The 15,033-nt window shown below is 65.6% G+C and carries 16 protein-coding genes; 10 read left to right on the forward strand and 6 right to left on the reverse strand.

What is annotated here, in order from left to right; genetic code table 11:
- The first annotated feature begins 24 nt into the window (after positions 1-24).
- Positions 25-663, forward strand: a complete 639-nt coding sequence (gene lolA, locus CJ022_RS16085; RefSeq protein ID WP_101927649.1) for an outer membrane lipoprotein chaperone LolA — start codon at positions 25-27, stop codon at positions 661-663.
- Positions 664-732: 69 nt separating this feature from the next.
- Here lolA and CJ022_RS16090 read toward each other — a convergent pair whose 3' ends face one another.
- The gene (locus tag CJ022_RS16090) at positions 733-1,581 is read right to left on the reverse strand and encodes a TraB/GumN family protein (protein ID WP_158238444.1); all 849 of its coding nucleotides are present in this window, start codon (positions 1,579-1,581) and stop codon (positions 733-735) included.
- 128 nt (positions 1,582-1,709) lie between these two features.
- On the opposite strand from CJ022_RS16090, the gene CJ022_RS16095 reads away from it, so the two are divergent.
- From CJ022_RS16095 to CJ022_RS16100, 3 genes are all read left to right on the forward strand, one after another.
- Positions 1,710-3,002 (forward strand): replication-associated recombination protein A, encoded by a 1,293-nt coding sequence (locus tag CJ022_RS16095; protein WP_101927740.1) that lies wholly within the window; start codon positions 1,710-1,712, stop codon positions 3,000-3,002.
- A gap of 124 nt (positions 3,003-3,126) precedes the next feature.
- Entirely contained in the window at positions 3,127-3,549 is a 423-nt protein-coding gene (locus tag CJ022_RS16970) for a hypothetical protein (protein WP_143704025.1), read from the forward strand.
- 575 nt (positions 3,550-4,124) lie between these two features.
- Entirely contained in the window at positions 4,125-6,344 is a 2,220-nt protein-coding gene (locus tag CJ022_RS16100; protein ID WP_101927651.1) for a TonB-dependent receptor domain-containing protein, read from the forward strand.
- A gap of 336 nt (positions 6,345-6,680) precedes the next feature.
- On the opposite strand, the gene CJ022_RS16105 is transcribed toward CJ022_RS16100, so the two are convergent.
- From CJ022_RS16105 to CJ022_RS16125, 5 genes are all read right to left on the reverse strand, one after another.
- Positions 6,681-8,723 carry a TonB-dependent receptor gene (locus CJ022_RS16105; protein ID WP_101927652.1) on the reverse strand — a complete coding sequence of 681 codons (2,043 nt, stop codon included), beginning with the start codon at positions 8,721-8,723 and terminating at the stop codon, positions 6,681-6,683.
- 69 nt (positions 8,724-8,792) lie between these two features.
- Positions 8,793-10,043 carry a DUF3526 domain-containing protein gene (locus tag CJ022_RS16110; RefSeq protein ID WP_101927653.1) on the reverse strand — a complete coding sequence of 417 codons (1,251 nt, stop codon included), beginning with the start codon at positions 10,041-10,043 and terminating at the stop codon, positions 8,793-8,795.
- Entirely contained in the window at positions 10,040-11,479 is a 1,440-nt protein-coding gene (locus CJ022_RS16115; RefSeq protein ID WP_101927654.1) for an ABC transporter permease, read from the reverse strand. The genes CJ022_RS16110 and CJ022_RS16115 overlap by 4 nt, the downstream gene beginning before the upstream one ends.
- Positions 11,476-12,198 carry an ABC transporter ATP-binding protein gene (locus tag CJ022_RS16120; RefSeq protein ID WP_101927655.1) on the reverse strand — a complete coding sequence of 241 codons (723 nt, stop codon included), beginning with the start codon at positions 12,196-12,198 and terminating at the stop codon, positions 11,476-11,478. Before CJ022_RS16120 ends, CJ022_RS16115 begins: the two co-directional genes overlap by 4 nt.
- Before the next feature lie 78 nt (positions 12,199-12,276).
- Positions 12,277-12,666, reverse strand: coding sequence for a DUF3693 domain-containing protein (locus CJ022_RS16125; RefSeq protein WP_101927656.1), 390 nt, complete (start codon positions 12,664-12,666; stop codon positions 12,277-12,279).
- A 133-nt stretch (positions 12,667-12,799) separates the two neighbouring features.
- On the opposite strand from CJ022_RS16125, the gene CJ022_RS16130 reads away from it, so the two are divergent.
- From CJ022_RS16130 to CJ022_RS16145, 6 genes are all read left to right on the forward strand, one after another.
- A complete protein-coding gene (locus CJ022_RS16130; RefSeq protein WP_101927657.1) occupies positions 12,800-12,982 on the forward strand; it encodes a hypothetical protein in 183 nt (60 codons plus the stop codon).
- Positions 12,979-13,143: a hypothetical protein gene (locus tag CJ022_RS17165; RefSeq protein WP_158238445.1), complete on the forward strand. Its 165-nt coding sequence runs from the start codon at positions 12,979-12,981 to the stop codon at positions 13,141-13,143. The genes CJ022_RS16130 and CJ022_RS17165 overlap by 4 nt, the downstream gene beginning before the upstream one ends.
- A complete protein-coding gene (locus tag CJ022_RS16975) occupies positions 13,140-13,997 on the forward strand; it encodes a rolling circle replication-associated protein (RefSeq protein ID WP_143704026.1) in 858 nt (285 codons plus the stop codon). Before CJ022_RS17165 ends, CJ022_RS16975 begins: the two co-directional genes overlap by 4 nt.
- The gene (locus CJ022_RS16135) at positions 13,994-14,332 is read left to right on the forward strand and encodes a single-stranded DNA-binding protein (protein ID WP_158238446.1); all 339 of its coding nucleotides are present in this window, start codon (positions 13,994-13,996) and stop codon (positions 14,330-14,332) included. Before CJ022_RS16975 ends, CJ022_RS16135 begins: the two co-directional genes overlap by 4 nt.
- Before the next feature lie 125 nt (positions 14,333-14,457).
- Complete coding sequence (locus CJ022_RS16140) at positions 14,458-14,658, forward strand: hypothetical protein (RefSeq protein WP_101927659.1); 201 nt, start codon at positions 14,458-14,460, stop codon at positions 14,656-14,658.
- A 14-nt stretch (positions 14,659-14,672) separates the two neighbouring features.
- Positions 14,673-14,921: a hypothetical protein gene (locus CJ022_RS16145; RefSeq protein ID WP_101927660.1), complete on the forward strand. Its 249-nt coding sequence runs from the start codon at positions 14,673-14,675 to the stop codon at positions 14,919-14,921.
- The last annotated feature ends 112 nt before the right edge of the window (positions 14,922-15,033 follow it).

Here is a 15,033-nt window from a genome sequence, read left to right on the forward strand (position 1 = left end):
CGCCACAGCACACAAGGACTCCGCATGCGCCCGATCCTCCGTCAGACCCGCTGGCTCGCCATTGCGATGGTGCTGGTCGCCGGCGCCGCCCACGCCGCAGGCACCCGCGACCAGCTGGACCGGTTCACGCGCGGCCTGACCGGGCTGCAGGGCCAGTTCGCCCAGCAGGTGACCGATCCCAACGGCCGCGTGCGGGAGACCTCGAGCGGCAGTGTTGCGCTGTCGGCGCCGCGCCTGTTCCGCTGGGAGTACGTCAAGCCGTATCCGCAGCTGATCGTGGCTGACGGCCGCACCGTGTGGGTCTTCGATCCCGACCTGCAGCAGGTCACGCGTCGCTCGCAGGGCAGCGAAGAGCAGGACAGCCCGCTCGCCGCGCTGATCGACCCGTCGCGACTGGATCGCGATTTCATCGTCGAGGAGGCGGGCACCGCGAATGGCCTGGGCTGGCTGGAGCTCAAGCCGAAGCAGGCGGAGAACGCTGCGTTCCAGGACGCGCGCCTCGGCTTCTCGAACGCCGGCGGCCTGGCGCGGATGGAAATCCTCGATGCGCTGGGTCAGCGCACGGTGATCACGTTCACCGATTGGCGTCGCAACCCGACGTTCCCTGCGGACACATTCCGGTACACGCCGCCGGCCGGTGTGGATGTGGTCGGCGAAGAGTAAGCAGTCGCCTTCTGGGCGTCGCGGGACACGCGAGAACTCTCCATCGGGCGGCCGCCTTCGGGTGGCCGCTTACGTTGAAAGTGAGCGCTCCGGCGCGCCCACCTGCCGGATCGGCGTGAAGACCGGCAGCACGAGTCGATAGTCGAACGGCGCATCGTCGGACTGCCGTCCACCCTCGCGTGGCAAGGTCTCCGCCGTCACTGCGCCGCAGGGCGCCTCGTCGACACAGGCCCAGAACGCACCGTGCGCCGCCGAGATCTCGATCGAGACGGGTGCGAGGTCACGCAGATGCGCGGCCATCGGCCGCTGCGGAAACAGGGCAGGGGCGTTGCGCGGACGCTGGCGCATGGCGTGCACGTTGCCGGTGATCACCACGACGCGCCCACCTGCCAATGCGGCATGGGCGCGTCGGATGACGTGGGCCATCGCCGCGTCACAGTTGTCGAGTTCGACGCAGCGCCGGTCGCGTGGATCGAACGGCAGGATCGCGACGTCGCGTCCGGCGCGACGCAGGGCGCCGACGCGTTGCACCAGCGCCAGCGCGTCTTCGCTGCGCCGGCCATCGTTCTGTGCAGGCGCCAGCGCCCACCAGGCACGTCGTCGCAGACCGTCGATCAGCGCATCGGTAGCGCCACCCGCGACCGTGTCGCGCAGTGCCGGATGCTCGCCCGCGGGAATCTCCAGCGCGAGCAGGACAGGCGACGCCGTGCTCCAGTGTTCCACCAGATCGCCAGCCAGCAGCGGCACCTCCCGCGTGCCGTGCATTTCGCCGAGGATCACGAGACGATGATCGCCGCCTTCGCGGACCAAGGTGTGCAGCGCGTCGCTGCGCCAGTTCGCGGTCGCCGTCCACGACGCAGCGAGCACGCACAGACCGCCTGCGAGCCGGGCCAGAGACCGCCGTGTGGTTGTGATCACGTCACTCTGGCGCAATATCGTCATACCGGCATTCCGTTGCAGTCCACGGCCCACAGGTTAATCGCGTGCCCCGTTCCCGCCCATCCCGCGCCGACGGCGGCGACCTGCTGCAGGTCGACCGCAGTGCCATGCGACCGCTGGCCGAGCGCATGCGCCCGGCGACGCTCGACGAAATGGTCGGCCAGCGCCGCCTGCTGACCGAAGGCACGGCGCTGCGCACGGCCGTCGAGGCCGGCAAGATCCATTCGATGGTGCTGTGGGGGCCGCCGGGCTGCGGCAAGACCACGTTGGCGCTGCTGCTGGCGCATTACGCGGACGCCGAATTCAAGGCGATCTCGGCGGTGCTGTCCGGCCTGCCGGAGGTGCGCCAGGTGCTGGCAGAAGCCGCGCACCGGTTCGATGGCGGTCGGCGCACCGTGCTGTTCGTCGACGAGGTACACCGCTTCAACAAGACCCAGCAGGACGCGTTCCTGCCGCATATCGAACGCGGCACGATCGTCTTCGTCGGCGCGACCACCGAGAACCCGGCCTTCGAACTCAACTCCGCATTCGTGATGGAATCGGTGTCGCCCGACGACATCCTCGAATCGTTGCAGCGCGCACTGGCCGATGCCGAGCGCGGTCTTGGCGATCGCGGCCTGCGGATTGCCGACGATCTGCTGCGGCTGATCGCGGTTGCCGCCGATGGCGACGTGCGCCGGGCGCTGACGCTTCTGGAGATCGCCGCCGAACTGGCGGGCGAGGGCGGGGAGGTCACGGCCACCACCATCGAGCAGGTGCTGGCCGACCGCACGCGCCGCTTCGACAAGGGCGGCGAGCAGTTCTACGACCAGATCTCGGCGCTGCACAAATGCGTGCGCAGCTCGAACCCCGATGCCGCGTTGTACTGGCTGACGCGGATGCTCGATGGTGGTTGCGATCCGGGTTATCTCGCTCGGCGCATGACACGCATGGCGGTGGAGGATGTCGGTCTGGCCGATCCGCGCGCCTTGCAGATGGCGATCGATGCCTGGGACACCTTCGATCGTCTCGGCAGTCCCGAAGGCGACCTGGCGCTGGCGCAGCTGGTGATTTATCTGGCCAGCACCGCCAAATCCAATGCCGCCTACATGGCCTTCAACCAGGCCAAGCGCGACGTGCGCGAATACGGCACGCAGGACGTGCCGCTGCACATCCGCAATGCGCCGACCAAGCTGATGAAGGAACTCGGGTACGGCACCGGTTACCAGTACGACCACGAAGTCGAAGGCGGTATTGCGCTCGACCAGACCGGCTTCCCGGATGCCATGGGCGAGCGCGTGTATTACGAACCCGTCGCGCGGGGCATGGAAATCAAGCTCAAGGACAAGCTCGACCGGATCCGCGCCGCACGCGCGGCGGCGATCCGGACTGCGGAAGACGACACGGGCGACCAGCACTGAGCGGACGCCGGTTCCGCGCCAGATTCCATAGCAAAAACCCGATACCAGGCGACGCCCTGTCCCGATGGCGACGCGGACGCGCCCCCGGAATCCTGCATCGGTCTCTGGTGATCGGATTCCCGGTATGCGCATCTGGCTCGCGGTCTTGTTGTTGTGCGGGCCGCCTGCGTTCGCGCAGCAGATCTACAAGTGCAGCCAGGCAACGGGTGGGCACGCCTACCAGTCCCGACCGTGCGAGGCAGGCGACGCGCTGCAGGTCTGGGATGGCGAAGCGCTCGCCGGCCCGAGCGCGAATCCGGTGCCAACGGCGGCTGCCGAACCGCCTGGCGGCACCCGCGCCACTCGTCCTCGTGCCCATCGTCAGGGCGCACACGCCGCATCGACCGTGCGTCAACGCGCCCGGACCCGGGCGCCGGACCGGCACGCAAGATGCGAGGCCGCACGCGACCGACGCGAGGCGGAACTCAGACGTCTGGGCCTCAAGCGCACCTACGACCAGCTGCGCGCGCTCAACGACCGGGTCTCGGCGGCGTGCAATCACCGGTAGCGGGTGCGAATTCGGTGCGCGCATCGATGCGTCTGCGATGTGCTGAACCGCTCGCGATGTGCCCAAAGCGCTGCATTGCAATCAGCTGCGCGCCGGGAGGACGGTATCGCGACCATCGAGTGCGGGCGGGGCTCGCGCCACGTGAGCATTGAACGTGCAGGACGAGATGCACACGGCGATTGCCACGCAAGGCCTGGGCACGACGCGATAAGAAACGCACCACGCGCCGCAACTGTCGTTCTTGGCAGCCCAATTAAAGATGTTATAACATCTCATTATTGCGGCGTTCGCGATTTGGCGTTCGGGTCGGCCCTGGCCGACGCGACTGCGTGTCCCTCCTTGTCACCACGGTTCGTCCGCTGCGGAGCGGACATCGGCACCGCGTGCGCGGCAGGAACGCAAGAACACGATGCGTCGCACCGAGGAGCTGCCGGCGGCGAACGCAGCGCCGTCTCCCTCCCTGAGAAGCGCCAAGCGGCCTGCGGGAGAGGCGGCAGCGTCGTCGCCGTCCTCCTGTAGTCCATGCCGATAAGAACCCTGCTCATCTAACTCCCGACAATTTCACGAGACCGAAAATGCAAACCCGTGTTCTTTCCGCCGCTATCGCTGGCCTGCTGCTCGCGCCGACCGCTTCGCTCGCCGAGGACGCCGTCCGCAGTCCGGTCGAGCTCGACAGACTCGTCGTCACCGGGGCGCGCACCCCCGAGCCTGCGCGGCCCTTTCTGCCGATGCAGGTCCTCAGCGGCGCCGCGCTGGCCCATCGACGACAGGGCGGGCTGGGCGAAACGCTCGCAGGTCTGCCCGGCGTGCATCTGGACAACTTCGGCGGCGGTGCCTCGCGCCCGGTGATCCGCGGGCAGACGTTGCCGCGCATCGAGATCCTGTCCGACGGCGCCAATGTCTTCGACGCTGCGTCGGTGTCGCCGGATCACGCGATCGCCACCGATCCGATGTTGCTGGACGCGATCGAGATCATCCGGGGACCGGCCGCCGTCATCTACGGCGGCAATGCAATGAACGGCGCGGTGAATCTCATCGACAGTCGCGTGCCCAAACAGCTGCCCGAGCACGGCGTCAGCGGTGGCGCCGAGGTGCGCTTCGGTTCCGGCGACCAGAACAACACCGGCGTGGGGCGCGTCACGGCGGGTCTGGGGCAGGTCGCGCTTCACGCGGAAGTGGCCCGTCACCACAGCGACGACTATGACATTCCCGGCGGGCAGCTCCGGGATTCGTTCGCGGAAGGCACAACGGCGTCCTTCGGTGCCTCGTGGATCACCGACAAGGGCTATATCGGCGCCGCGCACACGCGTCAGGAAAGCGAATACGGTCTGCCGGGGCATTCGCATGCCAACGGCGTTTGCCACACGCATGGCATCGATCTGCATTGCGAAGCGCATGGCGAGTACGAGGATCCATTCGGCTCATCCGATGACCACACGGCTTTCATCCGGCTGCGCAGCGAGCGCACTGATGTACGTGGTGATTTCGACGATCCGCTGCCCGGTTTCGATCATATCCGCCTGCGTCTGTCGTCCACCGAGTATCACCACGACGAGATCGACGGGCCCGCGCTGTTCAACCGCTACACCAACGATGTCGAGGACGGCCGGATCGAACTGACGCACGCGCCGCTTCTGGGCTTCAGCGGCATCCTGGGCGTGCAGTACACCGATGGCACGTTCAGCGGTCTCAACGTCAACAACCTGCATGTGCCGTTCGCCGAAAACGGCTACGGACTGGTGCCACCGTACTTCCACGAAACCCGGAATATCGGCGTCTTCCTGAGCGAGCGCCGCTCACTGGGCGCTGTCGACGTGGATATCGCCGTACGCAAGGACTGGCGCGAGATCAGCATCCCGACGCCTGCGTTCAAACACACCCTCGACGCGCAGTACCGGGAACTGTTCGAAGGCTGGTACGGACCCGACTGGGAACAGGTCATCGAGGAGGAGGTCGTGGGCAGCTTCGCGACCCGCAACCCGGGATCCAGGGTGAACCCGCTGTCCGCATCGATCGGCGCGAACTGGAACCTCCGCGACGGCTACTCGGCCGCGCTGTCGCTCGGACGCACGCAACGCGCGCCGAGCGTTCGCGAGCTGTATGCCTACGGCAACAATCTCGCAGCCAACAGCTACGAGGTCGGACTGGCCCGCTCGCGTAGCGCGTCGCCGACGTTTCCTGCGAGCCGCACAGATGTGCTCGAGACGACGCGTTCGGCGGATCTGACCTTCCGCAGGACCGGCGGTGCGGTCGAGTTCGAGCTGGGGCTGTTCCACCAGGATGTCGAGGACTACGTGTTCGCGCGTCTGGTCGAAACCGAACACGCGACCGGTGTGCCGCACAACTTCCTGCTGTATACCGCGGCCGACGCGACCTTCAGCGGCGCCGACGGACAGGTCAGCGTCCAGCTCGACCCTGAGCACCGGCTGACGCTGTTCGGTGATTACGTGCGGGGCACACTGGAGAGCGAGGACGACAACCTGCCGCGTATTCCGCCGGGCCGGCTGGGCGTGCGACACGCGTGGTCGAGCGGCCCGTTCTCGGCGGATGCCGAGTACTACCACACGTTCTCGCAGGCGCGCATCGCCACATATGAAACACGGACGGACGGTTACGACATGCTCAACGGCACCGTCGCGTACCGGCTGGACCTGACGCCGCGCCAGTCCGCCGAGTTCTATCTGCGCGGCACGAACCTGCTCAACGAAACGGCGTATGTGCATACCTCGTTCGTGAAGGACCAGTCGCCGCTGCGGGGACGCAGCATGGTGATCGGCGTGCGCTACGCGTTCTGATCCTGCATCTGGTCTCCTGTACCGCGAGCGCGGAGGTCGGTTCGTCGACCTCCGCGGCGTGGGTGTCTCGCGTCCCGATGCCGATACGCGGGTAGATGCGTGGTCTCGCGAGATCATGCGGCGCGGACGTTTGTCTCGCGCTGCCTGGCTGCGGAAGTCCGAACCGGCGGTGCACTGCAGGCGCGCCCCAGGCGCAACTGATCACGAACGGCAGACGGTATTCGCACCCGAGGGCGCGCCTACGACGGTGCATCGCGCGCGCAGTTGCACCTCGGTGGCTTGCGCCTCCTGCGTGTGCGAACACGGCGCGCCAGAGGCGCGCCGGACGCAGGGCGATCAGAGCTTGAGGTTGAAGCTGACGTAGAACGCACGTCCCGCCGACGGCGAGAACATCGGTTGCGCGGTGTCCTGGAAGAAGCTGTCGTACCACGCGTACACGTACTCGCGGCCGGTCGCGTTCTTGACCTGCAGGTCCACGCGCAGTCGCGGATTGATCGCGTACTTCGCGCTGAGATCCACGACCGCGAAATCACCGAACTTGCCGGTGAGGTTCTGCTCTTCGAGGTAGTAGTCGCCCTGCGCGCGCGCCTGCAGGCCGAACTCGAGGGCATCGGTCGCCCGGTAGTCCAGCCCGAGGTTGCTGATGGTGCGCGGCGTGGCGGCGACTTCGTTGCCTTCGATCGACAGGTCGGCAGTGCGGTCGTCGCGTTCGATCTTCGCATCCTGATACGCATGCGAGGCCCACACCGTCCACTTCTCTCCCAGTCGCGCGTCGATCTGCGCATCCACGCCGCGGCGACGGGTCTCGCCCAGCACCACGGTTGTGCCGGTGGCCGGCATGTTGGAGACCTCGTTCTCCGCATCCTGCTGCCACACCGCGAGACGCGCCTGGGTTTTGGCGGACGGACTGAATCGCAGACCCGCTTCCATGCCGGTATTGGTGGACGGGCGGATCGCGGCCTGGCCCGCGGTGAGATAGGCCGGCGCTGTGGAGCCGGTCAGTACCTGGAAGGTGCGTCCCCAGTTCGCGTAGACATTCGTGTCGGGCGACAGCGCATAGACCACGCTGAGCTTGGGCTGGCCGATGGTGCCGTAGTCCTGCAACGGCGCACGCACGCCGCCCGGTAGTCGCGTGGCGCCATCGAAGCGGTCCACGCGGTAGGCCGGCACGATCTTCAGCGCATCGTTCGGCTGGTAGATCGCCTGCACGTACGCACCGACGTTGTCGAAGGTGTGGAAGTCGTCGTTCTGCACGCGGGCCGGAGGCGCGTCGAAATCGGTGGGCTCGACGTAGTTGAAACGCTCGCGGACATAGCCGTTGTGCTGCTGCTCGTAGTTGGCGCCGCTCTCGAGCGTGAGCGTGTCGCTGGCGACCCAGGTCAACGTGGCGAGCATGCCGGTCTGCTTCTCGTCCCAGATGCGGCGTTGACGGGGCGCGTTGCCGGTGGGCAGGTCGCTGAAGGTGACGCGGCGGTCGTCCTCGTAGCGGTTGTAGTAGAGCTTGGTCCCGAAAACGAGGCTGTCCGCGAGCTTGAGGTCCATGTGCACGCCGATCTGGCGCATGTCGCGGTCGTCGCCGTCGTTGGCGTTGCGACGCGCGGAGCTGCGCCGGTCCGTCGCGAGTTCCTCGGCGGTCATGAAGCCGGGCTCGTCGGCCTCGTGCCGATAGGCGCGGGCGGTCAGTCCGATCTGCATGCCATCGTCGAGCGCGCCGTAGAACCACTTGCCGCCGATCGATACCTTCCCAGAGGTGTCGTGGTCGCGATAGCCGTCCGAGGTCTGGACACCGACGAAGTAGTTCTGCGAGAACCCGCCCGATTCGCGGCCGATCGCCACCTGCGCCTGGCGCGTGTCGAAGCTGCCGTAGCCCAGGCGCGCGTCGGTGTACGTGCCGCCCTGGCGCGTGCCGAAATTGATGTTGCCGCCGATGTTGTGCAGGCCGTAACGCGGATCGTTGGTGCCGCGCACGACCTCGATGTAGTCGATCTCCAGCGGGAACAGCATGTCGATGAAACGCTGGTTGCCGCTGTTGACGTTGCTGGGGATGCCGTCGATCAGCGTCTTGATGGCATTGAGATAGCCCTCGCCGTTGAACGCGCGGAAGCTGACCTTGCCCGATTCGGCGCCCTGACGTGTTTCGGTGAGCTGGACGCCCGGCATCTGCCCGAGCAGTTCCCAGCTCTGGCCGACGTTCTGGTCCGCAATCTGCTCGGCGCCGAGCACGTCGACCGACGTAAGGACCTCGTGGGCGGTGAGTTGGCCACGGGCCTGGTGCACGTGCACGGTCCCCATCGAGGTCGTGACGCCGGGCGGCTGAGCATTGACGTTGCCGGCGGAGAGAACAGTGAGCAGGGCGAGGCTGAGACGACGGGGTGTCATGGACGATCGAAGACCTGATGAATGCCGACGCCAGGCGCCGGTGTTGGTGAAGGAAGGGGCAGGGCACCCTTACGGCTGGAAATCGGGGGTATCCGCGTAGTCCGATGTGTGGAACGGGCGGTCCCGGAACAGGTAGCCGTAGTAGTGGCGACGCAGTGCCGCGTGGTAGTCGCGGATCCGGTCCTGGTAGGCGAGATGCGCCTGCATGTCGGTGTCTGCCAGACGCGTCAGCGCCGACTGCAGGCCAACAGGTGGCAGCAGCCAGCCGAGCGTCGAGGCCACGTGCGATCGCTGCTCGATCCCATCGCGGTAGGCCTGCGACATGGCCGCGACATCGTCGTCACCGTTCTGGTGGAAGGCCAGATACCACTTGTAGTGGAAGGCCGTGCCGAGCGGCGCGGAATCGCTCCACTCGGGATAGCGCGTGTAGAAGCGGCGCATGGTGTCCTCACGCGGGATGTCCCATGCGCGGTTCACCGCTTCGCGCTGCGCGCGCGCGATCTCCGCGCCCTGGTCGACCGGAATCGCACGTTCGATGGCCACATGGGCGAGCGCGGGAAGCACCAGTGCGATCGTGACCCAGATCGTGGCGAGCGTCGCGGCGTTGGTCGTCGAGCCCCATCCGCGCCGCGCGAGTAGCAGAGAGACGCCGATCCAGAATGCAAGGTAAGCCGCGGCCAGTCCGATGACGCTGACGAAGTGCAGCGCAGGCACGCCCTGCCACCACGCGACCATGATGAATGGCAGACCGACCGCCGCCAGCAGGGCGAGGGCGCGGAGCAGGGAACGCCGGAGGTAGAGTCCGCCCATCCGCATCGGCAGACTGCGCAACACGCGTTCGCGACCGGATTCGGTCTCGCTCGACCGGAGATCGTGGAACAGCACGATGACGAACACGGGCAGCAGGAACGTCAGCAGGAAGGCGTAGTCGAAGCGGCCGGCCAGTGCCAGTTCCGGATTGAACGTGTCGCCATCGTGGATCTGGGCTTCAAGTCCCAATGCCCGGATCCGCAGCACGAACGGCGCAACGTCGCGCATCCCCACGGCCGCGAACGCAAGCGGCGAGGGCGGATTCCAAGTGGGGTGAAACGTGTAGTACGCCGCGCGGCCGGCGTCCGTGGAGTCACCATGACCGGCCGCGACTGCGGCCAGGTCGGTCGCCTGCAGGGATGCGATCCTCGCGATCGCATCGCGTTGACTATCGATGCGCTGCGCCCCGGACAAGAGACTTGCAATCGCGAGTAGGGTCAGCAACGCCAATCCCACAACCGCAATAGGCGCACGTAGCAGCAGCCGCCATTCGTATCGCCACGTGCTCATCGCGCTGCTCCCAATCGGCGACCGGCCCACCCGAGCAACAACAGGGTTGCGATCAGCCAGCCAAGCAACACCCACACGCCGGGTGCCATAGCCACGAGCAACGTAGGTGAAGATGCCGGCTCGAACACGAAGGGCGGGATCTCCTGCCAGTGATGATGATCGACGCGCTTGCGCCGGTCGGCCCCGACGTCCTGCGCCGTGTCGTCGGCGAAGGACACGCCGTCCGCCTGCAGCTGGTTGAGTTGCTGCACCAGCCGGTAGCGATGCGCTTCCGCCTGCTCGAGAAAGCGCAGATGTGCGGCCAGATCGGTGGCCGAGGCGGCCATCGATACCTGACGCAACGCAATCGATGGGCTCAACACCGAGGCCCAGGCCACGAGCGTGTTCTGTTGGTGCTGGATCTGCGCGCTGCGGGCGGCGTACCGGTCGAACAGGCCCGACGTCAACCGTTCGCCTTCCACTGCGACCAGCCCTTTGTAGTTCACCGGCAGATCTTCGATACGCGCCACACCATAGCGGTCGAGCACGCTCTGTCGGAACTGGGCGAAGTAGGGATCGTTCGGATCGTGGCTGTCGCCGATCGCGCGGAGATCGCGTCCGATACCGACATCGGTCTGCAGACGATCGGGCAACGGATACGCCGCGTGTGCGAGGTCGGGCGCGATGCGTGGGACGAGGAGGGCGGACACGGCCCAGATGCCGACCAGGGCGAGCAGCGCATCCCGACGACGGGCGAGCAGCGCCGATATCGAGGCGATCAGCGCGCACCACAACGCCATGTACAGTCCGTAGGCGAGCACGAGCAACAGCGTGACGCCGAGAGATGCGCCGGGCTTGGTTGCCATCATCGCCAGTCCCACCCACGCCGGCAGCATGAACATTGCGGCCACCGCGAACAACGCGGCGAGCTTGCCGCCGAGGATCGAAGCGCGCGACGCGCCTTGCAGCATCAACTGCCGCAGCGTCCCGCGCTCCCGTTCGGCCGCCAGCAGACCATGTCCCAGGAAGACCAGGACGAGGGGGGCGAGTATCTGAAGGACGAACGCAGGTGTCAGTTGACCGAAGCGGGTGAGGATCGAGCCTTGCATGACATCGCCGAAGTTGGCGGTGTTCTGGCGGTGACCTTCGAGGAACATGCTGCTACCGGTGAACGGGTCGACGCCCGCGTCGAAAGCGGCCAATGCGCTTGGCAGGCGGTAGACAAAATGGCCGTAGTGCACGACGCGATGCGGGTGCCGGTCGGGCTGCGCGTTGAAGGCATCCTGTGCGGCTGCCTGCTGCCGCGCGCGGTGGTCCGCGGCGCTGTCCATGTGGTGCAGGGACACTACGGTCGCGACAAGCGACAGCATCGCAAGCAACGCGATGCCTGCCAGTGCGGTGCGGTTGCGCGCCATCGCGCGCAGTTCGTTGCGCATCACCGGAACGAATGCACTCATGCCAGGCGCGTCCGGCCCGAGAAATGCGCGTGCAGTGACGCGAGATCGAAATCGGCGCGATCAGACTCATGCACGATCCGGCCGTGCTCGAGCACGCCGATCCGGTCGGCAACCTCCACGGCCCCCATGAGGTCGTGGGTCACCATCAGCACGGACGTGCCTCGCGCGCGCACCGCTTCCAGCAGACCATGGAAATCCGCGCTCGCGCCCGGGTCCAGACCCGAGGTGGGCTCATCGAGCAGCAGCAGTGGGACGTCCCGCATCAGTGCGATCGCGATGGCGACCTTCTGCCGCATGCCTTTCGAAAACCCGCTCACGCGCTGACTCCACGCCGCTTCCTGCAGCCCGGCCGCACGCAGCGCCTCGTGGATCGATGTCGCGTCGTGGTCCCGGCCGGCCAGCGACAACAGATAGTCGACGTTCTCGAAGGCCGTCAGATGGTCGTAAAGCGCGACATTTTCCGGCAGGTAAGCCACCTGGGCGCGGGTGCGATCCGGTGTCTGCCAAGGCGTCATGCCGGCGACATGGACCTGGCCGCTATCCGGCTTCAGGAATCCGAGCACGACGTTGAGCGTTGATGACTTGCCGGCGCCATTGCCACCCAGCAGCGCATAGATCTGTCCGTTGTCGATCCGCAGATCGAGGCCGGAGAGCACGGGCTTGCCGGAGAACGCGACATGAAGTGCTCGGATATCGAGGACGGATCCAGCGTTTGGCATCAGAAGCGGCCCTGAGAAATGGGCGCGCACTCTATCATGTAATAACATTACATATAACGCTGAGCTGCCAATCTTAAATTACATAATGTACATTCGGCCCGACTCCGCGCCCGCAAACTGCTGAATTTCAAGCGGTTTAGCTTCCGACGCTCGAGCGCTTAGGCCGACCGCCAGACAGCACACCCCGATCACCGTAGTGACCGGGGACAGTCTGTCCCACAGTGCGCCCCACGCCTTCCGTTCCGCCTTCGCCTCTGCGCCTTCCTGTCGCACAAGCACGATCAGAGCGGGGTCTGCCTGCGCCATGTCGATCACCTTTATCAGGTGTTCGTCCGTGATTCGGTTCACGCCTTTGCGCCACTGCATGACCGTCTGCCCGGTCACCTTCAACGCTTGAGCTAATGCCCTGTCGCTGTCGCGGTCGCACGTTTTTCGCGCCGTGTCAAGCAATTTATTTAGCGTCTGCATATCACTTTCCAATTGACAGTGGTGTCATTCCTGAGTTTATATTGCCGCGCATCATTCACGAAGTGATGCACCCGCCGTCCGGCCTCCCCCGGACCGGCGGCGGGGCTTCCGGGGCCGGGGAGGGGATACATCCATGACCATGCAGCACGTCATCGAAGCTGCGGCCGACGCCGCCTTCGAACGGTACGTCGAGGCGCTCGCAGCGAGCGCCATCATTCCAGCCGCGCAGCACGATCTGTTCGAAGCTCGTCGCGATGAAGCCATCGAGTGGCGCGGCATCTACATCGCATGCGAACTCGCGGCGGTGCGCGCGTGAGCCGCGTCATTCTCTGGGTGGTCGTCTTGCAGCTTGCCGTGCTGCAGATGTTCGTTGCGACCGATGATCCGAGCCTCTACGTGTGGTCGGCATTCGTCGCGATCATCTCAGGGCTTAATTTCGTTCTCTCGGCTTCCCGCTACGCGCGGAGTCTCCGTTGATCGGCGCACTTACCGCCGATGTCATGTGCGCGGCTCGCGCACGTCGCACTGCGGACGCTTCTGCGTCCCTGGCGACCTTCCTTCCGTTCGCGTCGAAGGCTGGCCGCGAAGCGGCCGGCCTTGGGCTTGTCCATTCTTCAACAAGTGACACGCGAAGCGCGTCGCGCATCTCAATCGAACTCGACCAGAACCGCATCAGGGCCATGCGGTTGAAGAAGTCAATCATCACGGGCGCCAGACTCCATGACCAAGAAGCCACGAAGGGCAGCACGCGGGGCGCGTGGTACATGCTCACCACGACCTACGCAACAGATGGCAGTGCAAGCCCTCGCGACATTAGCGAGTTTCTTAAGCGAGTCCGGGGCTTCTTCGATCGCGCTGCAAGACTTAAATTCCGGGCTAACCGTCCGCGCTTCCGTTACCTCTGGGTCGGTGAACTCACCCAGCGACTGCGACCGCACTACCACGTCCTGATTTTCATCCCGCGCGGGATGTTCATTCCGAAGGCCGACCGCAAAGGCTGGTGGCCTCACGGCTCAACGAAGATCGAAAAGGCCCGCAACGCTGTGGGCTATCTCGCGAAGTACGCGAGCAAATTCACCGCTGCGTGTGCAGAGCATTTCCCCAAGGGATTTCGCACGCACGCCATCGGCGGATTGAGCGATGAAAGCAAGCGTGAACTTCGCTGGTGGAAGTCCCCCAGCGATGCGCGCGAAGCCCTCGGCCCGGATGCCGACATCCGCAAGGTTCAAGGCGGTTACGCCAACAAGCTCACTGGTGATTTCTGGCCCTCACCGTGGCGCGTTTTCTTCCTAAAGGGCCGGGTCATCGCATGGAAATTGGAGGCTCTATGAGCACCGTAGCCGCACCCGCATCACCGTCCACCGCTGTCGCCAGCATCAACGCCGATATCCCGCATCTGGTCATCGTCAACGGTCGCGCAGCGCCGCGCACCGTCAAGAAGAAAGACGGTACTTCGATGATCTTCAACGAGCAGCGCGCAGCCATCGTCAAGCCGGATCGCGACTTCCCGGAGCCGTTCACCATCAACCTGCAGGAAGGCCAGGACCCCTTTCCGCCCGGCAAGTATCTGCTGTCCTGCGAAGCTCTCGACGTCGGCGATTTCGACAGCCTCCGCGTCGCGCGTCGTATTCGCTTGATCCCGTTCTCGCAGCTCGGGCTCAAGTAACGCCATGCCGTACTGGCTCGCCATCGCGCATCCCGGAACGCTGCTCTGTATCGGCTTCGCGTTCGGCGTCCTCTGCTGCTCGGTCACCGCAGTGAGCGTCATTCGTAACTGTAGGAACCGCTGAAATGCCCCGCGTCCTGACCTGCATCGACCCGTCACCACAACCCGACGGCCAGTGCCTTCAAACGGCGTGGATCGAGCAGGGCGGACTAGCGGACATGCTGCCCACGATGGCCGAAGCGAACATCGTTGGTAGTGCGTTCTTCGGAACGTTGATCCTCATCGCTTTCGTCGCAAGAACCCTTAAACCTCCTCGCAACCTCTGACTCAAGGAATCACCATGAACGTCCGCAATGCACAGTCCGTCTCCCTCCGTGTCCGTGACAAGACCGCGAGCCTCCGCAACCGCATCGGCGCCGGCGCACTCGTCGCCATGTCCTCGGTCCCGGCCTTCGCGCAGGCGCCGGATACGACCGACATCGAAGCCAATTTCGTGCTCTACGGCGCGGCTGCGGTCGGTCTCATCATCGCGTTCTGTGCCGTGCTGTGGTCGATCCGCGGCGCCAGCCTGATGAAGCCCAAGCAGTAATTCACCGGTAACAAGCGGGGACCATCCGGTCCCCGTTTTCTTTGGGGAATGTCATGTCCTTCGCCGAACACCTCCTACCGCTAATCACGCTCATCTGGTGGATGTGCGCCGG

The organism is Luteimonas rhizosphaerae (assembly GCF_002849595.1).
GTDB classification, from domain to species: Bacteria; Pseudomonadota; Gammaproteobacteria; order Xanthomonadales; family Xanthomonadaceae; genus Luteimonas; species Luteimonas cellulosilyticus.